The sequence below is a fragment of the Embleya scabrispora genome, from assembly GCF_002024165.1.
Lineage (GTDB): Bacteria > Actinomycetota > Actinomycetes > Streptomycetales > Streptomycetaceae > Embleya > Embleya scabrispora_A.
On the sequence record NZ_MWQN01000001.1, the window covers coordinates 491,921 to 514,095 of the forward strand.

Annotated in this window: 37 protein-coding genes; 1 reads left to right on the top strand and 36 read right to left on the bottom strand. The window is 72.1% G+C overall.

Annotated elements, in window-relative coordinates:
• Positions 1 to 48: 48 nt before the first annotated feature.
• The 14 genes from B4N89_RS52510 to B4N89_RS02405 all read right to left on the bottom strand — a co-directional run bounded on the left by B4N89_RS52510 (position 49) and on the right by B4N89_RS02405 (position 10,175).
• Positions 49 to 174 (bottom strand): hypothetical protein, encoded by a 126-nt coding sequence (locus B4N89_RS52510; RefSeq protein ID WP_268812456.1) that lies wholly within the window; start codon positions 172 to 174, stop codon positions 49 to 51.
• Positions 175 to 188: 14 nt separating this feature from the next.
• The gene (locus B4N89_RS02345) at positions 189 to 773 is read right to left on the bottom strand and encodes a hypothetical protein (protein ID WP_078974202.1); all 585 of its coding nucleotides are present in this window, start codon (positions 771 to 773) and stop codon (positions 189 to 191) included.
• Positions 774 to 856: 83 nt separating this feature from the next.
• A complete protein-coding gene (locus B4N89_RS02350) occupies positions 857 to 1,435 on the bottom strand; it encodes a phage tail protein (protein ID WP_078974203.1) in 579 nt (192 codons plus the stop codon).
• Positions 1,436 to 1,456: 21 nt separating this feature from the next.
• Positions 1,457 to 1,885: a hypothetical protein gene (locus tag B4N89_RS02355; RefSeq protein WP_078974204.1), complete on the bottom strand. Its 429-nt coding sequence runs from the start codon at positions 1,883 to 1,885 to the stop codon at positions 1,457 to 1,459.
• Entirely contained in the window at positions 1,885 to 2,316 is a 432-nt protein-coding gene (locus B4N89_RS02360) for an HK97-gp10 family putative phage morphogenesis protein (protein WP_078979060.1), read from the bottom strand. Before B4N89_RS02360 ends, B4N89_RS02355 begins: the two co-directional genes overlap by 1 nt.
• Before the next feature lie 10 nt (positions 2,317 to 2,326).
• Positions 2,327 to 3,028 carry a hypothetical protein gene (locus tag B4N89_RS02365; protein WP_078974205.1) on the bottom strand — a complete coding sequence of 234 codons (702 nt, stop codon included), beginning with the start codon at positions 3,026 to 3,028 and terminating at the stop codon, positions 2,327 to 2,329.
• Between the two features lies 1 nt (position 3,029).
• The gene (locus B4N89_RS02370) at positions 3,030 to 3,314 is read right to left on the bottom strand and encodes a hypothetical protein (protein WP_078974206.1); all 285 of its coding nucleotides are present in this window, start codon (positions 3,312 to 3,314) and stop codon (positions 3,030 to 3,032) included.
• Positions 3,314 to 3,541, bottom strand: coding sequence for a hypothetical protein (locus B4N89_RS02375; protein ID WP_078974207.1), 228 nt, complete (start codon positions 3,539 to 3,541; stop codon positions 3,314 to 3,316). The genes B4N89_RS02370 and B4N89_RS02375 overlap by 1 nt, the downstream gene beginning before the upstream one ends.
• A gap of 12 nt (positions 3,542 to 3,553) precedes the next feature.
• Positions 3,554 to 4,777 carry a phage major capsid protein gene (locus B4N89_RS02380; RefSeq protein ID WP_201260774.1) on the bottom strand — a complete coding sequence of 408 codons (1,224 nt, stop codon included), beginning with the start codon at positions 4,775 to 4,777 and terminating at the stop codon, positions 3,554 to 3,556.
• 189 nt (positions 4,778 to 4,966) lie between these two features.
• The gene (locus B4N89_RS02385) at positions 4,967 to 5,614 is read right to left on the bottom strand and encodes an HK97 family phage prohead protease (RefSeq protein WP_161500597.1); all 648 of its coding nucleotides are present in this window, start codon (positions 5,612 to 5,614) and stop codon (positions 4,967 to 4,969) included.
• An 82-nt stretch (positions 5,615 to 5,696) separates the two neighbouring features.
• Positions 5,697 to 6,056, bottom strand: coding sequence for a hypothetical protein (locus B4N89_RS02390; protein WP_078974210.1), 360 nt, complete (start codon positions 6,054 to 6,056; stop codon positions 5,697 to 5,699).
• Positions 6,053 to 8,377, bottom strand: coding sequence for a phage portal protein (locus B4N89_RS02395; RefSeq protein ID WP_078974211.1), 2,325 nt, complete (start codon positions 8,375 to 8,377; stop codon positions 6,053 to 6,055). The genes B4N89_RS02390 and B4N89_RS02395 overlap by 4 nt, the downstream gene beginning before the upstream one ends.
• An 11-nt stretch (positions 8,378 to 8,388) precedes the next feature.
• Positions 8,389 to 9,738, bottom strand: coding sequence for a terminase large subunit domain-containing protein (locus B4N89_RS02400; protein WP_078974212.1), 1,350 nt, complete (start codon positions 9,736 to 9,738; stop codon positions 8,389 to 8,391).
• Positions 9,735 to 10,175, bottom strand: coding sequence for a hypothetical protein (locus B4N89_RS02405; protein ID WP_143657805.1), 441 nt, complete (start codon positions 10,173 to 10,175; stop codon positions 9,735 to 9,737). Before B4N89_RS02405 ends, B4N89_RS02400 begins: the two co-directional genes overlap by 4 nt.
• An 83-nt stretch (positions 10,176 to 10,258) precedes the next feature.
• Here B4N89_RS02405 and B4N89_RS02410 point away from each other — a divergent pair, with 83 nt between their 5' ends.
• Positions 10,259 to 10,453 carry a hypothetical protein gene (locus B4N89_RS02410; RefSeq protein WP_078974214.1) on the top strand — a complete coding sequence of 65 codons (195 nt, stop codon included), beginning with the start codon at positions 10,259 to 10,261 and terminating at the stop codon, positions 10,451 to 10,453.
• A gap of 98 nt (positions 10,454 to 10,551) precedes the next feature.
• Here B4N89_RS02410 and B4N89_RS02415 read toward each other — a convergent pair whose 3' ends face one another.
• The 22 genes from B4N89_RS02415 to B4N89_RS02515 all read right to left on the bottom strand — a co-directional run bounded on the left by B4N89_RS02415 (position 10,552) and on the right by B4N89_RS02515 (position 22,169).
• The gene (locus B4N89_RS02415) at positions 10,552 to 10,980 is read right to left on the bottom strand and encodes a hypothetical protein (RefSeq protein WP_078974215.1); all 429 of its coding nucleotides are present in this window, start codon (positions 10,978 to 10,980) and stop codon (positions 10,552 to 10,554) included.
• 93 nt (positions 10,981 to 11,073) lie between these two features.
• On the bottom strand, positions 11,074 to 11,868 hold the full coding sequence (locus B4N89_RS02420; RefSeq protein WP_078974216.1) for a DUF2637 domain-containing protein: 795 nt from the start codon (positions 11,866 to 11,868) through the stop codon (positions 11,074 to 11,076).
• Between the two features lie 190 nt (positions 11,869 to 12,058).
• Complete coding sequence (locus tag B4N89_RS02425; protein ID WP_078974217.1) at positions 12,059 to 12,286, bottom strand: hypothetical protein; 228 nt, start codon at positions 12,284 to 12,286, stop codon at positions 12,059 to 12,061.
• 38 nt (positions 12,287 to 12,324) lie between these two features.
• Positions 12,325 to 12,807 carry a DUF4429 domain-containing protein gene (locus B4N89_RS02430; RefSeq protein ID WP_078974218.1) on the bottom strand — a complete coding sequence of 161 codons (483 nt, stop codon included), beginning with the start codon at positions 12,805 to 12,807 and terminating at the stop codon, positions 12,325 to 12,327.
• 298 nt (positions 12,808 to 13,105) lie between these two features.
• Positions 13,106 to 13,525, bottom strand: a complete 420-nt coding sequence (locus B4N89_RS02435; RefSeq protein ID WP_078974219.1) for a hypothetical protein — start codon at positions 13,523 to 13,525, stop codon at positions 13,106 to 13,108.
• Entirely contained in the window at positions 13,522 to 13,734 is a 213-nt protein-coding gene (locus B4N89_RS02440) for a hypothetical protein (protein ID WP_078974220.1), read from the bottom strand. Before B4N89_RS02440 ends, B4N89_RS02435 begins: the two co-directional genes overlap by 4 nt.
• Positions 13,731 to 14,585 carry a hypothetical protein gene (locus tag B4N89_RS02445; RefSeq protein WP_078974221.1) on the bottom strand — a complete coding sequence of 285 codons (855 nt, stop codon included), beginning with the start codon at positions 14,583 to 14,585 and terminating at the stop codon, positions 13,731 to 13,733. The genes B4N89_RS02440 and B4N89_RS02445 overlap by 4 nt, the downstream gene beginning before the upstream one ends.
• Before the next feature lie 90 nt (positions 14,586 to 14,675).
• Positions 14,676 to 15,092 carry a hypothetical protein gene (locus tag B4N89_RS48845; RefSeq protein WP_078974222.1) on the bottom strand — a complete coding sequence of 139 codons (417 nt, stop codon included), beginning with the start codon at positions 15,090 to 15,092 and terminating at the stop codon, positions 14,676 to 14,678.
• A gap of 373 nt (positions 15,093 to 15,465) precedes the next feature.
• Positions 15,466 to 16,971 carry a DnaB-like helicase N-terminal domain-containing protein gene (locus B4N89_RS02455; RefSeq protein ID WP_235618436.1) on the bottom strand — a complete coding sequence of 502 codons (1,506 nt, stop codon included), beginning with the start codon at positions 16,969 to 16,971 and terminating at the stop codon, positions 15,466 to 15,468.
• A 14-nt stretch (positions 16,972 to 16,985) separates the two neighbouring features.
• Complete coding sequence (locus B4N89_RS51155) at positions 16,986 to 17,225, bottom strand: hypothetical protein (RefSeq protein WP_235618437.1); 240 nt, start codon at positions 17,223 to 17,225, stop codon at positions 16,986 to 16,988.
• 2 nt (positions 17,226 to 17,227) lie between these two features.
• Entirely contained in the window at positions 17,228 to 17,665 is a 438-nt protein-coding gene (locus B4N89_RS02460) for a hypothetical protein (protein ID WP_078974224.1), read from the bottom strand.
• On the bottom strand, positions 17,662 to 17,976 hold the full coding sequence (locus B4N89_RS02465) for a hypothetical protein (protein WP_078974225.1): 315 nt from the start codon (positions 17,974 to 17,976) through the stop codon (positions 17,662 to 17,664). Before B4N89_RS02465 ends, B4N89_RS02460 begins: the two co-directional genes overlap by 4 nt.
• On the bottom strand, positions 17,973 to 18,395 hold the full coding sequence (locus B4N89_RS02470; protein WP_078974226.1) for a hypothetical protein: 423 nt from the start codon (positions 18,393 to 18,395) through the stop codon (positions 17,973 to 17,975). The genes B4N89_RS02465 and B4N89_RS02470 overlap by 4 nt, the downstream gene beginning before the upstream one ends.
• Positions 18,392 to 18,964, bottom strand: coding sequence for a hypothetical protein (locus tag B4N89_RS02475; protein ID WP_078974227.1), 573 nt, complete (start codon positions 18,962 to 18,964; stop codon positions 18,392 to 18,394). The genes B4N89_RS02470 and B4N89_RS02475 overlap by 4 nt, the downstream gene beginning before the upstream one ends.
• Positions 18,961 to 19,140 carry a hypothetical protein gene (locus B4N89_RS02480; protein WP_078974228.1) on the bottom strand — a complete coding sequence of 60 codons (180 nt, stop codon included), beginning with the start codon at positions 19,138 to 19,140 and terminating at the stop codon, positions 18,961 to 18,963. Before B4N89_RS02480 ends, B4N89_RS02475 begins: the two co-directional genes overlap by 4 nt.
• Positions 19,137 to 19,364, bottom strand: a complete 228-nt coding sequence (locus B4N89_RS02485; protein ID WP_078974229.1) for a hypothetical protein — start codon at positions 19,362 to 19,364, stop codon at positions 19,137 to 19,139. The genes B4N89_RS02480 and B4N89_RS02485 overlap by 4 nt, the downstream gene beginning before the upstream one ends.
• The gene (locus B4N89_RS02490) at positions 19,361 to 19,591 is read right to left on the bottom strand and encodes a hypothetical protein (protein ID WP_078974230.1); all 231 of its coding nucleotides are present in this window, start codon (positions 19,589 to 19,591) and stop codon (positions 19,361 to 19,363) included. Before B4N89_RS02490 ends, B4N89_RS02485 begins: the two co-directional genes overlap by 4 nt.
• A complete protein-coding gene (locus B4N89_RS02495) occupies positions 19,588 to 20,370 on the bottom strand; it encodes an ERF family protein (RefSeq protein WP_235618438.1) in 783 nt (260 codons plus the stop codon). The genes B4N89_RS02490 and B4N89_RS02495 overlap by 4 nt, the downstream gene beginning before the upstream one ends.
• Positions 20,367 to 21,383 carry a YqaJ viral recombinase family protein gene (locus B4N89_RS02500; protein WP_078974231.1) on the bottom strand — a complete coding sequence of 339 codons (1,017 nt, stop codon included), beginning with the start codon at positions 21,381 to 21,383 and terminating at the stop codon, positions 20,367 to 20,369. Before B4N89_RS02500 ends, B4N89_RS02495 begins: the two co-directional genes overlap by 4 nt.
• Positions 21,380 to 21,559, bottom strand: a complete 180-nt coding sequence (locus tag B4N89_RS02505) for a hypothetical protein (RefSeq protein ID WP_143657806.1) — start codon at positions 21,557 to 21,559, stop codon at positions 21,380 to 21,382. Before B4N89_RS02505 ends, B4N89_RS02500 begins: the two co-directional genes overlap by 4 nt.
• On the bottom strand, positions 21,559 to 21,936 hold the full coding sequence (locus tag B4N89_RS02510) for a hypothetical protein (RefSeq protein WP_078974233.1): 378 nt from the start codon (positions 21,934 to 21,936) through the stop codon (positions 21,559 to 21,561). Before B4N89_RS02510 ends, B4N89_RS02505 begins: the two co-directional genes overlap by 1 nt.
• Positions 21,933 to 22,169 (bottom strand): hypothetical protein, encoded by a 237-nt coding sequence (locus B4N89_RS02515; protein WP_143657807.1) that lies wholly within the window; start codon positions 22,167 to 22,169, stop codon positions 21,933 to 21,935. Before B4N89_RS02515 ends, B4N89_RS02510 begins: the two co-directional genes overlap by 4 nt.
• Positions 22,170 to 22,175 lie beyond the last annotated feature (6 nt).

Here is a 22,175-nt window from a genome sequence, read left to right on the forward strand (position 1 = left end):
CTGCTCACTAGGTTCGGCAGGTTGATGTTCACGATCGGTCACCCCCTCTCATCCGAGATCGGCCGCCAGCGTCACCAGGTCCGCCGGGCTGCTGTACTGCCGGGCCGGCGCTGCGGCGGGCTGGTCGCCGCGGTCCGTGCTGGTCGCGATCCGGTGCTGTTCGGCCAGCGACATCAGCTGAGCCAGCGTCAGCAGCCAGAACTCGCGATCAGATCGGCCAAAGGCGACGAGCCCGAGGTAGTGAAGTTCGCTCCAGGGGATGAGGGAAGGTTCAGCGTCGATGCCAAAGGGCTCGGCTGGGCACCTCCCGCCGCGACCGCGGGCGCCGGCATCGCCTCCGACAGAGCCTCCGACATGAGCATCGCCACCGCCTCGAAGGTGTGCATGTCCAACAGGCTCGCCAGCTCGCGGCGGTCGCGCTGTCGCACGTACGTCACCTCGACGACCTCGCGTTCGTCGCGCTGCTCGATCGCGCCGTCCGGCGACGTGCGGCGCACGACCGTCACGCGCTCGCGGGCGTGCGGTACGAACCCGTCGTCCAGCAGACCCGCGCCGAGGATGTCGATGATGGGCGCGATCATCGGCCGGTCCATGCTCGCCGACGCCTGTTGGATCTGGTCGAACACCTCCTGCATCTGGGCGAGGGACCCGTACCGCGCCTCCAGGTGGGCCATCGACCGGAGCGAGTACCGCACGTGGGCGGTCGACCCGTCGGTGAGGGGAATGGTGCGGCCGAGCGCCGTGATGCGGGCGCCGTCGGTGGGGGTGCTCATCGGTGCTCCAGGTGGTCGGGGCCGGGTTTCGGCTCCTGCCGGGCGGTCCGGAGCAGGACGCTCCAGACCTGGGGGTCTGGGCGTCAGGGGGTTGGGGTGGTGACGATCGCCGTGGCGGTCTTGTTGATGCGGGCGCTCAGCTGCTTATTGGTCGAGATGAGCGGTACCGCGCGTGCCTCGTTCTCGATCGTGCGGTAGTCCTCCTCGGCCAACCCCAACCCGGGGAACTTGGAGAGGATGCACTTCCACGCGGTGAAGTGGACGTCGCCGCCGATGATGTCGCCGCCCGACGCGGGCGTGACGCCCTCGATCTTGAAAGCCGGCGGCTTCGAGTCGCCGGTCAGAGTCCACTCGGACGCCTCGGTCGAGCCCGTACCCGAGTCCGTGACTGCGCCGCTGGCGATGACGGTGAGCACGTCCAGGGAGAGCTTCGCGTGGGGGAACGAGACGGACACGTTCGTGAACACCGAGTCCGCGTCCAGGAGTTGGTTGTCGCCGCGGAGTTCCTTCGTTTCGACGTCGCCGGAGATCTCCATCGACTTGATCCCGGGTACGTCAACGCCGGCCCCGTAGGACGGCGTGCCGCCGGCCGGGTCGTCGAGCAGGGGGAACACCTTTGCGTCCCTGACCGCGAACAGCTTGGTCACTCGGGAGATGGGCATGTCACGTCCTTGTCGTTCGGGTCAGGTGGCGGGCAGCAGGTCGCGGTCGAGCTGGAGTTGCAACACGTGGCGGACCACGTTGTCGACGATCGGATCCCGGCCCATGGAGAGAACTCGGACGCCGTACACGTGGCCGGGTGCCTGCGTCAGCTGCGCGCCGTGCAGCCCTCGGTAGAGCAGTCCGGGCAGGTCGTACCGCTCCGTGTTGCGGCCGGCACTGTCCCGGGCCTGCTGGATCAGGTCGACCTGTACCTGCTCGGTCACGACGACCTCCGCATCCGGGTCCCCGAAGTCACCGCGACTGGACAGGGGTTGGGCGATCGAGATGCCCTCGGTCACGACTCCGTACGGCAGGGGTTGTCCAGGGCGGGGGCCGTCCCGGAACATGGGCAGGCTGAGACCGAGTGCCTCGACGTGCGCCTTGATCGCCCCGGCCGTGGTCGCCGCCATCAGCCTCTCGCCGCCCTCGGTGCCTCTTCCGCCCAGATCGCAGGCGCGCGGGCGATCGCCGGCCGCATAAACGGCTGCGGTTTGGTCCCGGGGTGGTGCACGACCGCGACCGGGTGCAGCGCGCCCGGCCAGAACAGCGCCTTCTTGTTCTTGGGCCTGATGACGTGCGGCCTCGTCCCGAATTCGACGTGAGCCGCGTAGTTCACGTTCGTACCGATCGTCACAGTCCACGACCGGCGCGATCCGGACACCGAGTGCCGGATAGAGGACCGCAGCCGGCCTGTGTCAACCGGGCACAACTCCTGTGCCTCGGAGACCATCCGCGTGCCGGTCCGGGTCATTGCGTCGCGGGCGCCGTCGGAGATGCGGCCGATCCACCGACGTAGGCCACGCTCGTACGCGCGGCCGTCAATCTGGAAATTCATGCTCATGCCGGGCACGTCACACCCCTTCCAGTCGAGGGCCGGACCGCAGGTACGGACGCAGCAGAGCGTCGGCCGCCGGGCTGCCGGTGGGCGGCCGGAGACCTGGGGCGTCGCCGTCCTCGGTGCTGGGTTTGGCCGCTGTGATCCGCACGTTGTTGCCCTCGTCGTCCACGTCCAGGCCCGGCGATCCGGCGGGCGCCTCCGGGTCGACCTGACCAGTCCGTGCCTGCTGCTGGATCCACGCCGCGACCAGCGCCGTAGCCTCGGCGACCGCCGACGGCGGCGACACCCAGCCCCACGTGCCGGTCACCTCGACCCGCTCGGCCGACCACCTGCCGAGCAGTCCGGCCCACCCGCCGTTCCACGATTCGGCGCCCGCGACCAGGTCGTCCCAGCCGCCGTGCGCACCGCACCCGAGGTGCAGCGCGTCGACATGCCCGAGGACCGCCGACGAGGTGACCCGGTACGCGGTCGCCGGGATCGGCGTGTCCGGCGTGTGGTCGAGCAGCGCGACCACTGCGGTGACCGTCTGCACCCGGCGCGGCAGCAGGGTCAGGCCATCGGCCAGCACCGACGCGGCGACCGTCGCCGACCGGGTCTCCCACCACTCCCGCGTATGGCGGTCGACCCGGTCGGCGGCCGCGGTGATGGCGGCGATCACCTCGGCGTCGCTACCGGTGGCGCCGGCGGCTCGGGCCTGGTCGACGGTGCAGTACACGTCAGTCCTCGGCCGGCTCGGTGTCGTCGTCCGGCGGGACGTCCAACAGCCGCGCCGCGTGCGGGCTGATCTGCGCGCCCTCGGCAACGATGAGCGTGCCTCGGCCGGCCGGCGCCTCGTACAGCACCGGCCCGACCGGCACGCCGTCGGTGTCGGTCGCCCGGTACGCGTTGCTCGGCGCGCGGTCGCCGACCTCCCAGCCGACGCCGCGGGCGTACTCCTGCGGCCGGATCGCCTGGTGCGGCATGTCGGCGTCGGCCGCGCGGGTTCTGGGCTGCCGGGCCATCAGGCACCCCCGATGACGCCGCGGGTCCGCAGCGCGGCGAGCAGTGCGTTGTACGCGGTGGTCGCCGCTGCGAGGTCGGCGAACGTCGCGCTGTTGTTGATCGTCGGCTTGGCGCCGGTCATCAGCGCGGCGGCCGGGACAGCGGCGGCGACGTTGCCGCGCAGGACCAGGGCGGGTGTACCCGGGTCGGCGGCGGCAGGGTCGAATGTGACGTTGATGGGCTGCATGACGCTCCCTGGTCAGGCCGCGAACGTGCCGAGCACGAACGCCCGCGGGGTGTGCACGGCGACGTTCGCGCGCATCTCGGCCAGCACAACGAGGGTGTTCGCGATGAACAGGCTGGCGTGGGAGTCGGTCATGAGGATGGTGATCCCCTGCCGCTCCCAGAGGGTGGCGCCCATACGGAACCCACCGACCAGGAAGGTCCCGGCGGTCATCGCCACGGTGCTCACCACGGCGAGGCCCCACAGCCGCGCGGGCGCCAGACCCTGAATGTTCGCCACCACCCGGAACTGCCCGGTGCCGTCCTCGTCGAGCTCCACGTCCTCCCAGTCGGACGGGTGCATCACGACACCGTCCGGCGGATACATCGCCAGCTCGGCGACGGTGCGCGCGCGGCGGATGCTGATCAGCTTCGACTCGGATGCGGCCGCGGTGTAGGTGCCGATACCGGAGGTCGTGGTGATCCCCTGCATCTGCGTGGTGCCGTTGCCGGTGAGGATCTCCCTGTCTTCTTTGTACCGCAGGCCGTAGCTCAGCCGGCCTTCGATGTAGCCCTGCAACTGGCCCTCGTCGTCGGCGGCCTGCCGCGTGATCGCGACCCAGTGCGCCAGGGTCTTCATCGACGTGGAGACCAGCTCGAACGCGAAATCCGACTGAGGCTTGTCGTTGCCCTCGGGCACGACCGCCGCCGCGTTCCATCCGCCGGCCGGCGCGGTCGCCGGGCCGGAGATGTCCCTCACGTACTCCAGGGTCTGGCCGGTCGACGTCTGCCGGTCGAGCAGGTCGGCGACGAGCAGCGGCAGATCGGGCTGCGCGGTCAGGACGCCCGGGACGCGCTGGGTCTGCGACGGGTAGGTCCCGGTGACGATCGTGCCGGCGGGTGCCGCGCGGTGGTCGAAGTCGGGGATGTCGTACCGCGTGGTGCCGGACATGCCGGCGGCGCGGTACTGCGCGAGGGCTTCGGACTGGAGGAACCGGCGGCCGATGGAGAGAGCCCGCGCGCTGTCGACCTGCGGGGCGCCCTGGACCGCGCCGGGCTGCGGGCCGGTCGGCCGCTGCGGCTCGGGCGGAGCCTGGGTGAGGAGCCGACTCCGAGCCGCGGCGCGCTCGTTGGTCTGCTGGATCTGCCCGGCGATTTCGTCGGCCTCGGCGATCAGGCGGTCGACGTCGCCGTCGAACTCCGGGTCGTCGAGCTGGGCGAGCAGCGCCGCGCGGCGCTCGGTCAGGGTGAGGGTGGGCACGGGTGGCCTCCGGCGTGAACGGGTCGGTAGCGCAGCGATGACGCGTGCGCGGTGACGAGTCCCCGTTGTTCACGGCCGGAGGGAGGCCGGCGGGTGGTGCGCCCCTTTGTTGACGACCGGCGGGCATCCGGTGCCATACACCGTAAGTCTGTGATCGTCGACCTGTCCAGCGGGAACGCCGCAGGCAGGTCAGCCGAGAGGCACCGCCATGGTCAGCCGAGCCCGCGCGGCGAGCAACTCCCGCCGCCGACTGGGCACCTGTGCGCCGGTGCGGCGTGCGCGCTCGGCCTCGACCGCCAGCAGGTCGGGTGTGTCGTCGGCGCCGTACAGATCATCCAGCGCGGACCGCACCGTCGTGAGCTTGCTGCCGGGCACCGACGCCATGCGGGCGGTGATCTGGGACACCTCGACCAGCCGGGCGCCGCGGATGTTGTCCATCACGTCTCGGTAGGCTTCCTCGCTCATCTCGACCAGCTTGTCGACGGGTGGCAGGTCGGTCCGCACGAACCCTACGGACAGTTCGGCGGCCGAGCCGGACCGGGCGCGGGTGCGGCCGGTCGCTCCGTCGGGGGTGTCGTCGTACCGGCCGCCGATCCAGAGGCCGACGTCGTCACGCTCCTCCGCGCGGAACGTGCCGAGCGGCGTGTACGGGTCGTGCATGAACAGCAGGGCGAACGAGTCGCGAGCCTTGAGCCCGCCTTTGCGGAATGCCTTCGGGTGGAACGTGGTGCCGTAGCTGTCGACCACGCCGAACCGGCAGCCCCAGCCTTCGAATGTGCCGTCCTCGCCGTCGTCGATGCGGGACTCGATGACCTCGACGGTGCGGTACTCGATCACGATGCTGACCCTCTCGTTCGGATGTGGACCGCGACGCGGACCGGGTAGCCCCGGCCGCACCGGCGGCAGTGGACACGCGTGCTCACGCCGTGCGCTGGCCGAGTGCGTGCTTGGCTCGCTCCTCGGCGACGACCTGCATCAGTCGCGGGTGCATGGGCGACAGGAGCGGCGCGTACCGGTACGTGGCGACCCTGACCCGGCGGCGGCCGGTCCCGTGCTCGGCGACCTGGTCGAGCTGGTAGACGATCTGCCCGCCCTCAAACGTCAGCACGGGCGGCGGGCTGCCGTCGGAAGTCACGCGGGTGGCGCCGCGTGCGCCGTCGTGCGGGCCGCGGCGGGCTTCGTGCAGGGGCACGCCGACCGGCAGGGCCAAGCCGCGCACCTGCCGCGGCCCGGCGGCCTGCAAAACGGTGCGGACCTCGCCGCGCAACAGGGTGGTCATGAGTCCTCCGTGGGCTCGAACTCGAACGAGAGGTAACACCTGCACTGGATCGACTGGTTCGGCGGTCCGTGCGGGTCGGCCGGGTGCTGGCACTGGGTCAGCCTGAACCGGGCGTCGATCTCCGCGCGGCTGCCGCTGGCGGCCCGGTGGCTGGGACGGGTGCGCTGGTCGTTGGTGGCGTGCCACACCTTGTGGGTGGCGCCGTTGGCGCGGGCGGCCTGGAGCGCGGCGGCCGAGTACCCGCCGACGGTCTCGGTCCTCGCCACCCTGTTCGCGCGCCAGTCCTCCAGGTCGGTGAACACCTGCTGGATCCGGGCGCGCAGCTCGGGGATGGACTCGCCCTCGGCCACGCCGTGTTGCAGGAGCCGGGCCTCCAGGATCTGGCGGGTCGTGTGCGTGACCCGCTCGGCGAGGATGCCGAGCCGGCGGTCCATCTCGACGATCACCGGGTCGTCCTCGACGAGGTCGGCCGCCGGGTCGATGCCCTGGACGGCTTCCTCGACGGTCCGCTTGAACCAGCGGCGGAACAGCTCGCCGGTCCGGCGCTTCCACCGCTTCGCGTCGAAGATCTCGGCGATCTTGATCCGGACGTCGTAGTCGTCCCACTCGGCGCCCTCGGTCGACCACCGGATCACCTCCAACGCGGTCGAGCAACGCGGGTCGGTGGACTCGTCGTCGGGTACCTCCAGGGTCAGCGCGCCCTCCCGGGCGAGCGTGACCGCCGCGGTGCGGATCTCGTCGAGCCACGCCGCCGACCGCTGGGGCTTGCTCATCAACCGGTCGAAGTCCCGGAGCACGATCTCGCGTTGCTCGCGCGCGAGCCGCCGGACGGCTGCCTCGCCGATCGCCTCCAGGTCGTCGTATGCCGCCAGGATGTCGGCGGCTGTCGGCTGGCGGCGGGTGGCGATGGCGGCGACTGGCGGCACGCTGGCGACAGCGGGCGCCGGCGCTGTCGGCAGTTGGCGATGCAGCCACACGGCGTCCCATGCGCGGTCACCGCCGGCGGCGGCGGGCCCGGCCTCGGCCGCGAACTGGGCGCGGTACGGCGTCAGCGTCATCGCGCCCTGACCGCCCGGCAGCGGGTCAAGGCCGACCTCCGCCCGGGCCTCGTCGATCATCATGATGTCGGCGTAGGTGTGCGCCCGCACCCGGTTGGCCACGCTGTCCTGCGAGTCCTGCAGCGCGTCGACAGCGGCGAGGTTCCAACCGGCGTCCTCGCTGTCGGACGGCAGCAGGACGCGGTCGATCTCGCTGGCGATGACCGTCAACTTCGGCAGGATCGTGTCGGACCAGAGAGTGCTCTTGCTGGCGGTCCGGTTCTCGTAGGTTGCCCCGCCAAGCAGGTAGTCCTTTGGGACACCGAACGCCAACATCACCTCCTGGGCGTTGGCGCCGCGCGATTCCAGGTAGTCCATCTCGGCGGGCGACAGCCCCAGCTGCAGGTACTCGGGCCGGTTGCCCTCGCCGCCGCCGGGCGGCGTGCTGACGAGCAGGTGCTTGCCGGCGTTGCGCGGGCCCTCGACGCCGGCGCGGAACGCCGCGACGGTCTTGTTGTGGGTGTCCTCGTCCATGTCGCCGAGGTAGATCACGCCGCCCGGACGCGCCCCGTTGCGGTACGACGAGGACTGCCACTCGCGGGCGTGCGCGTCCATCTCGACCGCGTGCATCGCGGCCCGCCACGGGGCCAGCGCCTCCAGCGGGCGGAACGGGTGCGGGTACCTGATCCACAACACCTCGTCCGGCAGCAGCGGCACGCGCTCGCCACTCGGCGACGTCGCGATGAACCCGACCACGTCGGCCGGGGTGGGCCGGTCGCTGGAGGCCCGGTCAACCACCGGCTGTACCTGGCCGAACAGGAGGTGCATCGCGCCCGGGTCACCGAGGCCGGTCTCCCCGCGGTCGAGGAACGCGAAGGTTTGGCCGCCGAGTTCGAGCTGTCCGAGCAGCAGGTACTTGAGCATGACCGCGCTCATGGTTGGGTTCGGCCGCTTGTTGAACAGCTCGCTGCACCAGTGCCCTTCGATCACGCCGCCGTCGGGGCGGGTGACCTGGAGGTCGACGCTGGCGCCGTTGCTGGCGATGGCTTCGATGCAGCGGTAGGCGACTGCGCTGGCGGCGTACCCGCGGGTCTCGGCGTCGAGCGCCAGCATGGACGCGCCGCCGGACAGGTACGTCGCGCTCGGGCTGTACGTCATGCCGCTCATGGCGCGCTGCTCGGGCGGGGCCTGGTCGGCGCGTCCGGCTCGGGCGGCGTCGGCGAACGTGGCGACCACCGCGCCGGCGGTGCGGGCGGCGGCGGTCAGGACGGTGGCGAGTCCCACGGGCGTACCTCCTATGCGACGGCGGCGACGTTGCCGACGGCGCGGATCATCAGGTGGGTGATCGCCCACACCAGGGCGTCGAGCCGGTCGGGGCTGTCGGTCTCGCCCGGGACCCAGGTGGTGAGCTGGTCCTCCAGATCGGGCAGCGACGAGACCAGGTGCACGGCCTGCTGCTCGAACAGCGCGGACACCGGTTCGGCGCGGGTGAGCTTGCCGCGGGTGGCGTGGACCACGCGGACCGGGACGGTGCGGTCGACCTGCCGGATCGTCGAGGCGACCATGTCGCCGCCCTGGTTGACCTCGGCGACGATGCAGTCGGCGCGGTGCAGGTGGTAGGCGTCGACCGCCCGCCGGGCCCAGTCGGTCGGCGAGTACCGGCCGGACAGGTCGTCGAGGACGTAGCCGTGCGCGCGCAGGTGCCCGGTCGTGTCGGGGGTGCGCACGCGGGCGGTGCCAGCCACCACGATGCCGGTCAGGTCCGACTCGGGGGTGTTGCTGGTCGCCGGGTCGATCGCCACGCATACCCGCGCGAGCGGCGGTGCGGCGGCCACCCGGGTGAGGTCGAGCAGGTCCCACGACCACAGCGCGCCCTCGACGGTGTCGAGGACCAGGCCGTCGAGTTCCTGGGCCTCCATGCGGGTGCCGGCGTACCGCGCGATCAGCTTGTCCCGCATGACCTGGGGCAGGTGGTGGGCGTCGCGGGTGCGGCCTCGGGTCTGGATCACATCCGGCCGGGCGATCAGGTCGCGGATCTCGCTCCGGGGCTTGGGTGTCGTGCTGGCGATGTAGTGCGGGTTCGGGCCGATGCGCAGGCCCATGGCCGAGTGGGTGAGCGCCTCGGCCAACCGCCGCATGGCCGCTGCCTCCTCCATCCACACCAGGCAGCGGTTGCCGCCGGCCCGCAGCCGCTCGACGTCGTCCGGGCCGTGCGCGCCGAACACCTTGGCTTCGGCGCCGCTCGGCCAGCGGACGTGTGTGCCGCCGGTGGTGGTCCGCAGGACGACCCGCGGGTCGTGGGCGCGCAGTCCGCTCGGGCCGTTCACGCATGCCTCGACGGCGTCGCCCTGGGTCGGCGCGACGATCGCCATCCGGTGGCCGCCGGGGATGCGCCGGTCGCACGGTGGGCCGTTGACGTGCTCGACCATGTAGCGGGCGCAGCCGTCCGTCTTGCCGGTGCCTCGTCCGCCCATCATGAGCCACATGCCGTGGGTCTCGATCTCGGCGGGCGGGACCTGCCACGGGTAGGGGGTCCAGGAGTCCCAGCGTCGGGCCCACAGTCGGGCGGCGAGTTCGTCGCGCAGCAGCGCCAGCGCGGCGGGCGGGAGCGCGGCGACGCGGTCGAGCAGGGCGGCGCGGGTCACGTGTCCCGCTCGGCGGCGGCCTGGTCGGCCTGCTCGGCGAGTTCGTCCGCGAGCTGCATCACCTGGGCGGTCAGCTCGTCGGTCACCCTCACGTCGGCTCGCACGGGCTCGTCCAGGCCGAGGAGACGGGCACGGCGCTCGCTCGCCTTCAGTGCGACCTCGATTGCCCGCGGCACCCCGGAGTGGATGCCGGCCGCTAGCCCGCGGATGCAGTGGTCGATCAGGTCCAGCTCGCGCTGGCGGAGCATGGCCCGGTCGTCCTGCTGTTCGGCGGCCCGGCGGACCAGGGCCCGGTCGACGGCCTTCTTCGCGCCGGACGCGTCGTAGTAGCCCAGCTCGTCGGCGATGGCCTCGTACGAGCGGCCGAGCACGCGCAGGTCCACGGCCCGGATCTCTCGGGCTTGGGCTGCGTTGCGTTGCCGCGCGTTCTGGGGCATGACGGCAGTGTAAGACGTCTGTCTAAAGAGTGCTATTAACTCGCCGACGTGCGGTGATGCCGACCTTGGGGTGTGCTGGAGGGATGACCGACCACCCGCTGATCCGGCTCACTGACCGACTGGTCGAGGCGTCGGGTCTGTCGCAGGCCGAGGCGTCCGCGCTGTTGCGTGAGGCGTGGGACGAGGGCGTCGCGGAGGGCACGCGGCGGATGATGCGTGATCTTGCGGCGTGCCAGCGGGAGGCGGCGGACCTGCGCCGCCAACTCGGCGAGGACTGACCGAGGCCCGCCATGTTGGGGAACGAGGGCGGGCCTCGGGAGTGCCACGTACGGGGGGACACGGACACGGTGGACTCAACGAGCGGCCGGCCGGTCGGTCACCCGGCGGTGTTGGGCTCCACGCTCAGGAACAGAACGGCCGCTCCGTCGGGCGCATCGGCAGTGTCCGCAGCGCGGGTGAGTACGGCCGTCACGACCTGGGCTCGGGTCGCGCGCGGCGCGGCCACGTACGTCCCGTCGACGGTCGTGACCCGCGTGCCGCTGGCGCTGGTCCATTGCAGGGTCACCAGCCAGTGGTACTCGCACGCGAGCGCGGCCTGGTCGGTCAGCTCGTACGTGCGGTCGGGCTGCGCGGCGAGGATGCCCTCCGCCGCGATGCTGTCGAGCATGCGTCGGGTGCGCTGGGTGTTCGGTACCCGGTCGGTGTCCGCGAACACGTCGACGGCCCGGCGCGGTGTCCAGGTGCCGCCCTCGGCGAGGATGGCCTCGCGGAGGGCGTCGAGAGGCAGGATGCGCGGCGTCGTCATGGGGTGATCCTCTCGTAGGTCGCTGCGTTCCCGGGCCGCACGGGTTCGTCGTCGAGCGCGCGGCGCCGGGCCTTGCCCGGTGAGGGGTGAGGGTCAGATCGCGGCGGGCAAGCCGCGCAGTGCGGTGTCCTGCTCGACGAGCGCGCGGAGGTTCTTCGCGGTCGACTCGGACAGGCCGGGCCAACCGGCGGCGTGGAGCGCGGCGACCATGCGGGGTGCGCTGGGCCTGGTGCCGTCGGCGTACATGGCGTGGATGACGGCGCATCGCGGGTCGGCGTAGGTCGGCGCTGCAGGCGGAGCGGGAGGCTCGGCGGGCGCGGGTGTCGGTGGTGCGACGGTCGGCCGGGCGGGCGCCGACAGCGGCGGTGGCGGCGGCAGTTCGGCGGCGGTCAGCGGCGCGCTGGCGGGCATGGCCAGGGTGGCGCCGGCGGCGGCAGCGCGGCGGCCGACCCAGCCATGGATCTGCCACATCAGGCAGCCGAAGGCCAGCAGCGACGCCACTGGCGGGACCGCCGCCACGGTGTAGTCCATCGGGCTGGCGCCGCCGCCGACTCCCGCCACGTTGAGGGCGATCGACCCGCCAGCGCCGGCGATCGTGAGGGCAACCGCCAGGGCGACGCCGCGGCGGGCGAGGCTCGCGCGGAGGATGAGGATCTCGCCGAGCACGATGAACAGATCGATCGTGGCCGGCCACGCCCAGGCGCGGGCTGTGGAGCGGCCGAGGCCGTGTGCGACGGCCACGTCGTGGAGGTGCTCGTACGACAGCCACATGGTGGCGGCGGTCAGCACGATGGTGACGGCGGCGGCCAGTAGGGCGAGGGCAAGAAGCGGGTCGCCCGCGCCGCCGGCGTGTGCCGGTGGGGGCGACGTAAGGTGTGCGTCAGCCATGTGGAGGTGATCTCTCCGTGTGGTGAGGGCCCGGTCCTGGGGGTGTGAGAGTCCCTGGAGCCGGGCCCGTTTCAGTTGTTGGCGGCTGCTGGCGGTGCTGCTGGCCGGCGAGCCGTGAGCAGCCTATCGGATGGGGCCAGCGCTGGCGGTAGTTGTCGGCGTGTCGCCAGCGCTGGCGGTGCCGCTGGCGTCAGATGTAGATGCTGACGATGGCGGCGCGCGGGATGATCGCGCGCACGCGGTCGCTGCTGCCGTCCGCGCGTTCGCCGTTGATCACGAGCTGCCCGTCCCGGGCGAGTTCGTCGGCGATGCGGCGCAGTACGTCGTCCGGCTCGGCGGGGTCAAAGTACATGAGCATCTCGGTCTTGTTGCCCGGGTCTGCGATGCAGACCGTGACCGTCGTGGTGCGAGCGGGCATGCTGGTTCTCCTTGGTTCGATGGAGGGTTCGGGTCGGGTCAGCCGAGCAGCCGGCTCTTGGCGGCGGTGAACTCGGCATCGGTCAGGACGCCAGCGGCGTGGAGTTCGCCGAGTTGCCGCAACTGCGTTGCCATGTCGGCGGGCGCCGCCGCCGGCGCGGCCTGGGCGGGCGCCTGGTGCTGCTCGGCGATGGCCTTGTCGACGGCGTCGCGGATGGCGGTGAACGCCTCTCCGCCCTTCATGAACACCACGGCGTTCTCGTTCTTGCTGTTGTCCGTGGATTGCCGTGCCGCCCGTGAGCCGCGCTCCAGGCCGCCGGCGATGGTGAACTCGATGTAGCCCAGGGTGAATCCGCTGCCCTTGAGCTGGACGGCGCTGACCTGGCCGATGTGGATCCGCTTCTCGCTCTTGCCGAACGTGCTGCGGGCGACGAAGCCTTCGCGGGTGATGGTGACGAACTCGCCGTCGAAGTGGAGTTGCCCGTTGTGCCCTTTGGCGTAGAGCGGTGGATCGATGCGCATGTGCCCCCCTGGCTGCGTTGGTTGGTGGGTGCAGCCTCGTTGATCAGGGCGGCGGGTGTCTCGGAAACGCCGCAGGTAGAGGGGTGATCACGGTCGTGTCTCGAAACGATTTGTGTGGTGCTTTTTGGACAGGTCGGGCGTAGCGTCCCTGGTCCGGCATTGGACCCCCCCAAGGCGGTGTCGGCGAGGCTCGCGCTCACCTGCCTGGCGCTCTGCGCGGGCGCGGGCCTCGTGCAGGGCGCAACCCCCAGGGCCGCGGGCCCGCGCTGATCCTCCACCGGCGCGGGCCCTCGGCATGTCAGGTACCGGTGGTGTGCGGGTTGCCATCGCTGTCGCCAGTGGTTGGCGGGTTGGCGGTGGCGTTGTCGGCGGGCTGGCGGGCGCTGGCGACGAGGGCCGCGATCTGCTCCGCGTCGAGCACCAGCCGTGGGTCGGGTGTGGGCATGGTCAGGCCGAGCGGCTGCGGGCCGGGGTCCTGGTCGGTGGTCGGCTCGGCCACAGCGGCGGCGGCGCGGACCTGGTCGTGGGCGGCGGCGAGGTGGGCGCGTGCCTCGGCGTGCGCCGCATCGCTGGTCTGGGCAATGCCGTCGCCGGGGCAGCGCCGGGTACTCGTGTCACCCCTGATGGCGGTGGCGGGGATGGTGTGGTGGCACGACCAGCGCCAGGGATAGGAACGGCTGTGGGAGTTGGTGGCGACGGTGTAGGCCGGGTCGGTCATCGGTTGGTCTCCCAGGTGTGTGCTCCGTCGTGTCCGGTGTCGTGGGTGCACGGCCACCCGGTGGCGGTGTCGGGTTCGGCCCGGCAGATGTGGGTGCCGCGGGCCTCGGCGGCGCGGGCCGCCCGGAGGTACGCCCGGAACTGGTCGACGACGGCGCGGTCTTCGGGCGTGGTGGGCGCACAGATCGGGCGGCGGCGCGGCGCGGTCACGGCTGTTCGCCGAGGATGCGATGGGCGAACGCGAGGACCAGGGCGTCGCCGCCAGCGGCCTGCGCGTCGAGGACATCGGCGAGGGTGAGGCCGGCGGCGGGGTCCAGGGTGGCGATGTAGCGGCCGTGGCGGGTGTCGATGCATGGGCCGGCTGTGCGGTGGATCGGCCCGTGCAGGAGGTTGCCGCCGCCGACCGTGGCCAGTGTGCCGGTGGTGCCGAGACGGGCGGGGTCGTCTTCGTCGAAGAGGTCGGCGAGGTCGGCGTCGTCCTGGTGGAACTCCCATTCCCCGCCGCCTTGGGCGGCGGCGTTGGCGAGGGCGCGGAGGTGGGTGGCTGCGCGGCGGATGGTGTCGGCCGGCTGCTCGGGCTCGGCCGGGCTGCGGCCGTGTGTGGTGGGCGTGGCGGCGGCGCGGACCATGCGGGCGGCGTCGTGGTAGGCGTCGCGGATCTCGCGGCTGGACAGTTCGCCGCCGGACTCGCGGAGTTCGTCGCCCCGGGCCTGGATCGCGGCGGCAATGTGCTCCCAGGTGGTGCGGCTCTCGCGGACCGGGCTGGCGGCGTCGATCGCCTCGTCGACGGGGACCCACTGCATGGCGGTGACGGGCCGCTGCTCGACCTCGACGGCGACGACGGGGTCGGTGAGCCACAGGTCGCATTCCTGGCGCTCGGTGGCGGGCATCTGCCAGCGGATGCGGTAGTGGCGGCCGTCGGCGGGGTGGCGGAAGACGCCTTCGTGGGTGGTGTGCCAGCGGTGGCTGGTGTCGGTGACGTGCTCCTCGACCATGTGCTCGAAGGGCACGTCGAGTTCGTCGAGTTCGTCGTGGGTGAACGTGCGGGTGATCTCGGTCATGGGTCCTCTGTCCTGGGGTGTGGTGTCCGGGTGTCGGCGGGGCTGTGTGGCCGCGTGTGGGGCTGGTGTGGCGTGGGTGGTGCCGGTGGGTCAGGCCGGGCGTGCGCGGCGCCTGGGGGTGCCGAGGACGGCGCGGGTGAGGTCACGGTCGCGGCGGTCGGTGAGGTGTTCGGGTGCGACGCAGCCGGGGTGGTCGCAGTCGGCGCGGACGTTGCCGTCGGGTGGGCGGGTGCGGGTGGTGGCCCAGGCGAGGCGCATGCCGGTCCAGGCGGTGCCGGCGACTTGGTAGCGGGGGCGGCCGTCGCGGTCGCGGAAGCCGGTCCAGTCGAGGTGGCCGTTGCCGGCGTCCTGGGTGCGTTGGGCGAATGCTTCGGCGAGGGTGCGGGCGTGGGGCCGTGTGATGCGGGTGAGTTCCCATCCGGCGTTGGTGAGTCGGGTGAGGATGTCGGCGGCGTGGGTGGGGGTGGTGTCGAGGGCGGCGGCGACGGCGTCGGCGAGGTCGTCCATGGGGGTGCTCCCTGGGGGTCCGGAACCCTGCCCCCCTCCCTCTCTCTAAAGAGAGAGGGGGGCGTGGTTTTAGGTGCGTGGTTTTTTGACCTGCGGTTTTGTGTCGAGCGTGGTTTCGCGTGGTTTTCCGCGTGGTTTTCGGCGTGGTTTTGTCATTTGGGCGCTGACCTGCGGCGATGTTTCCAAAAACCACGTTGGCTCGGTGAGCGTGGTTTTCCGCGTGGTTTTCCACGAACTAGGGCGAGGCAGGCATCCCGGGCGTGTTGGCGGCTGATCGCGCGGAACAGGCCTCCGTCGGGCCCGTGGTTTCCCGCGTGGTTTTCTGACCAGCGCAAACGCGCGTCGCGTGGTTTCCGTGGTTTCCGCGTGGTTTTCACAGGTGGATCTCGCCGTTCTCGTCGACCAGCGACCGGAATCGGGCCTCGTTCCCCCGCCCCTTGCCGCCGCCGAACCGCTCCGCGAGACCCGCGTCAACGAGGCTGTCGAGCTTGCGGCGGGCCTTCTGCATCTCCGCGTCGGTCGGCTTGCCTTGGGACGCCGGGAACATCGCGACGGCGAGCTGAGCCGCCGTCAGGCCCTGATGGCCGGTCTGCCGCATGAGGATGACCGCGTCGACCTGGTGCCAGATCTCGGTCTCGCCGTGCACGTGGTCGTGCCGCAGCCGGTACGGGCCGACTTCGGCGGCGGGCTGCTTGAGGTGCTTGAGGCTGACGATGAGGTCGCCCGCGGCTCCCCACAGGCTGAGGACCGACCCGGCGCCGGCGGTGATCCAGGTGGACCCGAACAGCTCGTCCAGCGACGAGGGTTCCTTGCCCTTGGACTCGTTGCCCTGCTTGCGGTGGTGGTGGAGCGCGAACACCTCGACCCCGTCGACCAGGGTCCGCTGGATCGCCGAGTTGATGCCCGATCCGATCTCCGGGTCCGCGAGGTTGCCGGCCATGTCCTTGAGCGAGTCGAGGACGACCATGTCCGCCCCGGCCCGGCGGCAGAGCTGGACCAGGGTGTCGGGGAACCGCGCGAGGTCCGCCGGCGGCGGGCCCTTCCAGATGACCAGACGCTCGGCCAGTTGCTCGCGGTGCTCGGGTCCGACCATGCGCCGGAGGGACCGGGCGGCCTGCGGTGGGCGGTCGCTGGCCAGGTACAGCACACGCTTCGCCTCACGGACGGGCATGCCCAGCGCGTGCGGGCGGATACCGATCGCCGCGAGGACGACCTGCTGGCACAGCGTCGTCTTGCCGACGCCGGATGGGCCGGCCAGGATCAGCGCCTCCCCTTCGGCCCACAGGACTTCGTCGCCGTGGCCCCAGACGACGGGGGCCTGGTCGGGGATGTCGAGGATGAACGAGGCGCCGTCGATGAGCCGGTCGTGGATGGCGCCGGTGGTCGTGCGCGCCGTGCGATCGGCAGTGAACGCCTCGATCAGGCGCGGCGCGGTCTCCGGGTCGTGGTCCGGTGCGTAGCCGTCCTGCAGCAGCCGCATGCCGAGCATGATCTGGTCGCGGGCCCGCGAGTGCCGGGTGATGATCTCGGCGTAGTACTCGACTTGCCCCCGGACGGCGGCGGCGGCCTGGACCGTGTGGAGGTAGGGCGCTCCGCCGACCCGCTGGAGGTCACCGGAGCGGGTCAGTTCGTCGGCGAGGGCGATGCCGTCGGTCGGCTTGCCCTGGGCATGGAGGGCGCACAGGGTGCGCCAGATGGTGGTGTGGCCCGGGCGATAGAAGTCGCCGCCGCCGAGCAGGCCGGCGGCGGTGGCGTGTTCGGCGGGCTCGTACATGCAGAGTCCGAGCAGCGCGAGTTCGGCGCCGATGTCGTGCGGCGGCTCGCGCGTGTAGGCCCCGTCGTCGCCGCTCGGGGGCGGCAGGTGCCTGACGTTGTCCACGGGACTCCTACGGGTCAGATCAGGGTGAGCTGTTCGGCAGTGCGGGGCGGGCACTGGTGCGCGCGGTGGCCTGCGGCTGTCCCTGCGGCGAGGGCTTCGAGGGCCTGCCGTGGGGTGAGGGTTCCGCCGCCCGGGAGGTACGGGCCGTACTGGTGTGGGGTGGCGTCGAGGTCGCCGTCTGTGGGGCTGGTGACGATGTCGGCGCCGCACCGGGGGCAGGTGTGGACCCGGCCCCCGGTGCTGTCCTGGCGCACCGTCAGCTACGCGCCGGGGTCGCCGGCTTGCGGATGTACGCCCGGTACTCCTCTTCCGTCGGGTGGCCCGCGAACGCTTCCTCGAGGAGGACGGCCGGATCGTCGGGGCCGTCGCCCAGCTCGTCGATGGTTCCGGCCATCCACCGACGCCGGTACATCGCGGCCATGACCTTGCGGAGGGTCTCCTGTTCGGCCCGGTCGAAGGCGGCCTCGGCCTGGACGATCCGCAAAGTCACGCTGGCGGGCTTCTTGTCGTTCTCGACGTCCTCGTCACGGCGGTAGGCGCGAACCTCGGCGACGATGAGCGTGCTGGTGGTCAGGTAGGTGAACAGTCCTCGTGCCTGTGCGTCGGTGAGTCCTTCGGCGATGGCGGCGGCGCTCGCGGTGTCGAGCTTGATGGCGGGCACCATGCCCTTGGGGAGGACGTGCGGCTTGCTCATGGGGCGTGGACTCCTTCGAGGGTGGCTCGGGCGCCCGCGTAGACGTGCGGGCTGGACCGGCGCTTGCCGGACGCGATGTGTCGGAGGTCGATCACGGACAGAGGGACATGGGTGTCGGTGGGCGGCGGCGTCCACCACGGGCAGGCGCCGCAGTAGCAGCGGCGGGCCGGGCAGTACCGGCCGTCGCCGGGCTCGGCCTGGTCGGCGACGGCGGCGGGGGTGTGGTCGGGGCAGCGGTAGCCGTCGGCGTAGGGGCGGGTGTCGGCCGCGCCGCAGCGGCCGCAGGGGCGTGTGCGGCGCGGGGCGGTCACGACGGCAGCTCGATCAGCGTGATGACGAGCTGGCCGCCCCTGACCACCTCGGGTGCGAGGCGCATGTCCGGGCCGATGACCCGGGTGTGGTCGTCGTCGTCGAGGACGCCCGCGTCGACCAGGCCGTCCACACACGCCTTTGCCGACGGGTACCAGTTGCCGGGGTCGCGGCGGGCGCGGTTGGTGGCGCGCAGGTGGCAGTAGATGTGTGCGCGGTTCAGGTGCGGCAGGTCGGCGAGCATCGCCATCTCGCGGGCCGCCTCCCGCAGGGCCTTGGTGCGGAGCGCCCGCACGCGCGGATGCGGTCGCTCGTTGCTGTTCATCAGCCGCAATCCAGTCGGCATGACGATGACGTGGGCGGTGGTCCGGAGCGCGCGGTCGAGCTGAGCATGGGCCCGGGCGATGTCGTCGATCGTCACGCGTCGTACCCCCCAGCCGCGCCACACGCCGTGCTGTCGGTGCAGATCCACGCGCCGGGGGTCTCGCGGATCTGCTGGCCGGCCCGGCCGCAGATGTCGCACGTGCCGATGCACGCGAGGTCGGCGGGCGGCGTGCCGCGCTGGGCTCGGTCGAGGCGAATGGTCAGCGCGACGTGCCGCGCGGTCCACTCCGGCGGCACGGGCTGGATCGACCGCAGCCGCCTCAACACGTCCTCGCCGGCCGCGAGTTCGGCGGAGGTGAGGGACGAGACGATCGCCTCGGCCCGGCGGTCGCGGTTCGCGATGCTGTCCTGCTGGACGATCGGGTCGACCACCGGGTCGTACGTCTCGGCGCCGGTCTCGGCGACCAGAGCGGCGATTCGCTCCCACTCGGCAACGGAGCACCGGGCGCCGACGGCGCTGTAGCTGGTCGTGTCCTTGGGGTTGACGCCGTTCCGGTTCCAGGCGCGGACGCCCCGGAGCCGGTGGGTGATCTGCTCGGGTGTGAGGCCGACGGCCTGGCGGCGGACGTGCCGCTGCCACTTGGCCCGGGTACTCGGGTCGGTCACTTGGTCCTCCAGGCGATGGGGATGGCGCGCAGGGCGCGGTAGCGGTCGGCCATCTGCGCGGCGGTGGGCTGGGCCCACGTGTGCCAGCCGGCGGCGGTGGTCCACCGCTGGGCGTGGTCGCGCCGGTTGATGCCGCAGTGGCCGCAGGCGGACGGCTCGGGCAGGGGGCGGGTCATCGGACGCTCCGGGCGGTGGCGCCGGGCCGGTCGTGGGCCTGGTCGAGGTGGATGGTGGGCGGGTACGCCGGGCGGGCCGGCGGTCGCGGCGCGGCCGAGGCGAACGGCTGGGCGTCCGCCGCGCGTTCGGCCCGGCCGCGGCGCTTGGCGGACCGCATGATCACGACCATGGACACGAGGAACAGCACGTAGCCGGCGGGGATCAGCCAGGGCAGGACGATCACGTGGCCTCCCTGCGGTGTCGCCCGGTCGGCGCCGGCTGCTCGACCGAGGGATCCTCGGCGGGCGTCCACGGGACGAGCAGGTCGTCGGCGGGCGGCCCGGGCCGGCGGTGCCTCGGGCGCGGGATGCGGGTGATGACGTGGGTGTCGTCGTCGACCGGCGCGGGGACGGCGGGACCCTGCCCGGCCGGGGCGACCCGGCCGAGCAGGAGCGTGCGCAACGACTTCACTGGGCACCGCCGGTGCGGTCCGTGTACATCCGGCCGCCGATCGAGTCCAAAGTCTCCTGGTCGCCGGTTTCGTTCATGACCCGCGCGTTGAGCATGCCGAGGCTGCGCAACTCCATCCGGATCTGATCCAGCCGCTCGGGCGAGGTCTTCGGATCGAGCTGCTCGTCCCGGTAGGACTCGGCCGACCGGGCCGCCGCCTCGCCGCGCTCGATGTAGGAGCTGTCCGGGTCCGCATCGTGCGTCGGCACCAGCCCGCCTTTGGTCAGCAGCTCGCGCATCGCGACGGACTGGGCCTTGGCTGTGGCTTTGTCAGCGGCATCCAACGCCTCGCCGCAGGTCTGGAGCGGAGGCAGGCAGTCGCCCATCGGGCCCATCACGCACCAGGTGACCGTGACGGTGCACTCGTGCATGCGGGTGTTGCGGCTGCTGGTGGTGTCGCGGTATTCGGCGGCGACGTGCACCGGGAAGATGCTCACGCCGTGCTTGAGGGTGACAGGCCCGTACACGTTCACGACGGTGTCGAAGCCTCGGAAGTTGAAGCGCGTGCCGCCGCCGCTGTACAGCTCGCCCTTGCCGATGGCTCCCACGTCGCGGCGCACGCGCAGCCACGCGAGGTGAACGGGGACCATCTCCGGGTCCTGGTCCCCGACTTCGTACGTGCTCATGTCGACGTCGGCAGCCGGGCTGTCGAACTGCGGGGCCTCCTGGGGGGTTTCGGCCGGGGTGTCGCCGGCACCGGCAGCAGCCGCCGCCGCGCGTTCGGTCAGGCTCATGCTCATGCCACGTGCTCCCTGCGCACCGATTGCGGGATGTTGATCCGGTCCTGCGGTCGGTCCGTCACGCACGCCGCCCAGGCGTCGGGGAACTCGCGCAGCACGTCCATGTCGACGTGCTCCTTGGAGCTGGACTCGACGGAGTAATAGAGGTTGTCGTTTACAACCGCCGCCTGCGCGCCGCCGAGGGTGGCCAGCATCCGCGCCAGCGCGCGCTTGCGGTTCCTCTCGGCGGCGGCCTTGGCGGCGACCGCGTCGAGGTAGTCGCCCACCACGTCCTGGGCGTCGAGGTCGCGGTCCAGCCGCACCACGCCGGACCGGTCCGGGTGGAGCCGCTGGTACAGCTCGACCAGGCCGTCCGGGTCGTCGTCCTCCGACGCGGCCGGCGGGTGGCCAGCCTGGATGTGGTCGTGCCACAGCGCCGCGGCCTCACGCTGGATGTACTCGACGAGCTGCGCGTGATCCGCCCGACGGACGGTGTACAAGCGCGGGTCGTTGCCGCCGATCAGGCACATCACGTGGACGTGGTCCAGGCCGGTGACAAGGATCTGCCACAGGGTTTGCGCGAGGACGTCGTCCGGCGGCCCCTTGCGCCACAGCTTCGCGACGAACGCGTTGCGGCACTTCACTTCGAGTGCGCACAGCGAGCGTTGCTCGCGGTTGTCGGGGCATTCGCGGCACAGCCGGTCCAGGGTCGCGAGCATCCACGGTTCGGACGTGTTCGCGATCAGGCCGACGCGCTCGACGACGGTGCGCTTGCGGCGGGCCCAGTCCAGCGCGAGGGGCTGTTCGAAGATCGTGCCGAAGTGGGCGGGCTCGCTGAACTCGGTGTCGTGGGGCAGGAGTCCGCGCTTGTCGTAGTAGAGCCTCAGCGGGGATTTCTTCTTGTATCCGACGCGGAGGACGGCCGGGATGTCGCTGGACCCCAGCCCGGCCCGGCGGGCGTCGAGCCACGTTTCGCGGTCGGCGTCGGCGTCGAGGACCAGGCGCCCGGTCGGGGTGACCAGCGTGGCGGTCATGACTTTCTCCGGCGCGCGGACGGCGCGGACTCGACCAGGCCGAGCATCCGCAGCAGTTCGGCGGCGTCGGTCGCGTCGGTGGCCATGGACGCGACGACCCGGCGGGCCTGGTCGCGGTCGCTGGTGGTCACCGCCACGGCGCGCACTTTGGCGAGGCCGGCTTCGTATCCGGGCATCAGTCGCACACCTCCTCGTCGTCGAGGTCGGGATCGATCCAGCCGTCGACGCAGGTGCACGCCGTCGGCCGGAGGGAGCGGTACGGGTCGCCGGGGCGGGGGGCGATCCAGCCGTCGCGGCAGCCGGGCCGGTCGCACCGGACCAGGCGCCGCTGGGCGATCTCCCAGCGGGCGGCGATGCGGGCGACGCGCTGGGCGCGGGTCGGCCGCTCGTATCCGCGCGGGTATCGGGGCGCCGCCGGGCAGGTGGGGCCGTGGGTGGCGGCGACGCGTCCGCACCAGCGGCACCCGTCGGCGGGCGGCGGGTTGTCAGCGGTCCAGAGGATGGGGGCCGCCGCCCCTGTGGTGGGGGCGGCGGCCTTCAGCGGCGCGGTCACTCGACGGCCCGCCGAGCCTCAACGAGGACCGCGTCGTACATGTCCACGTGTCCGCACGGGTTCTTCCAGCGGTCGCAGGACAGCCATTCGCCGTCCGCGTTGAAGCGGTGGTGTTGGGCCTCGCCGCGCGGGCCGCCGCACTGCGGGCACACCGCCGCGATGGTCACGGTCCGGATCGCCGGGTACGGCGCGGACGTACCCCACCGAGAGTGGTCGATTACGCGCACGGTCATGGTCGG

Bases quoted from the DNA above. Each gene is read 5' to 3' on its own strand.
- B4N89_RS52510 (WP_268812456.1), bottom strand. From the start codon at position 174: ATGTCGCTGGCCGAACAGCACCGGATCGCGACCAGCACGGACCGCGGC.
- B4N89_RS02345 (WP_078974202.1), bottom strand. From the start codon at position 773: ATGAGCACCCCCACCGACGGCGCCCGCATCACGGCGCTCGGCCGCACC.
- B4N89_RS02350 (WP_078974203.1), bottom strand. From the start codon at position 1,435: ATGCCCATCTCCCGAGTGACCAAGCTGTTCGCGGTCAGGGACGCAAAG.
- B4N89_RS02355 (WP_078974204.1), bottom strand. From the start codon at position 1,885: ATGGCGGCGACCACGGCCGGGGCGATCAAGGCGCACGTCGAGGCACTC.
- B4N89_RS02360 (WP_078979060.1), bottom strand. From the start codon at position 2,316: ATGAGCATGAATTTCCAGATTGACGGCCGCGCGTACGAGCGTGGCCTA.
- B4N89_RS02370 (WP_078974206.1), bottom strand. From the start codon at position 3,314: ATGGCCCGGCAGCCCAGAACCCGCGCGGCCGACGCCGACATGCCGCAC.
- B4N89_RS02375 (WP_078974207.1), bottom strand. From the start codon at position 3,541: ATGCAGCCCATCAACGTCACATTCGACCCTGCCGCCGCCGACCCGGGT.
- B4N89_RS02390 (WP_078974210.1), bottom strand. From the start codon at position 6,056: ATGACCACCCTGTTGCGCGGCGAGGTCCGCACCGTTTTGCAGGCCGCC.
- B4N89_RS02405 (WP_143657805.1), bottom strand. From the start codon at position 10,175: ATGCCCCAGAACGCGCGGCAACGCAACGCAGCCCAAGCCCGAGAGATC.
- B4N89_RS02410 (WP_078974214.1), top strand. From the start codon at position 10,259: ATGACCGACCACCCGCTGATCCGGCTCACTGACCGACTGGTCGAGGCG.
- B4N89_RS02415 (WP_078974215.1), bottom strand. From the start codon at position 10,980: ATGACGACGCCGCGCATCCTGCCTCTCGACGCCCTCCGCGAGGCCATC.
- B4N89_RS02420 (WP_078974216.1), bottom strand. From the start codon at position 11,868: ATGGCTGACGCACACCTTACGTCGCCCCCACCGGCACACGCCGGCGGC.
- B4N89_RS02425 (WP_078974217.1), bottom strand. From the start codon at position 12,286: ATGCCCGCTCGCACCACGACGGTCACGGTCTGCATCGCAGACCCGGGC.
- B4N89_RS02430 (WP_078974218.1), bottom strand. From the start codon at position 12,807: ATGCGCATCGATCCACCGCTCTACGCCAAAGGGCACAACGGGCAACTC.
- B4N89_RS02435 (WP_078974219.1), bottom strand. From the start codon at position 13,525: ATGACCGACCCGGCCTACACCGTCGCCACCAACTCCCACAGCCGTTCC.
- B4N89_RS02445 (WP_078974221.1), bottom strand. From the start codon at position 14,585: ATGACCGAGATCACCCGCACGTTCACCCACGACGAACTCGACGAACTC.
- B4N89_RS48845 (WP_078974222.1), bottom strand. From the start codon at position 15,092: ATGGACGACCTCGCCGACGCCGTCGCCGCCGCCCTCGACACCACCCCC.
- B4N89_RS02460 (WP_078974224.1), bottom strand. From the start codon at position 17,665: ATGAGCAAGCCGCACGTCCTCCCCAAGGGCATGGTGCCCGCCATCAAG.
- B4N89_RS02480 (WP_078974228.1), bottom strand. From the start codon at position 19,140: ATGACCCGCCCCCTGCCCGAGCCGTCCGCCTGCGGCCACTGCGGCATC.
- B4N89_RS02495 (WP_235618438.1), bottom strand. From the start codon at position 20,370: ATGAGCATGAGCCTGACCGAACGCGCGGCGGCGGCTGCTGCCGGTGCC.
- B4N89_RS02500 (WP_078974231.1), bottom strand. From the start codon at position 21,383: ATGACCGCCACGCTGGTCACCCCGACCGGGCGCCTGGTCCTCGACGCC.
- B4N89_RS02505 (WP_143657806.1), bottom strand. From the start codon at position 21,559: ATGCCCGGATACGAAGCCGGCCTCGCCAAAGTGCGCGCCGTGGCGGTG.
- B4N89_RS02515 (WP_143657807.1), bottom strand. From the start codon at position 22,169: ATGACCGTGCGCGTAATCGACCACTCTCGGTGGGGTACGTCCGCGCCG.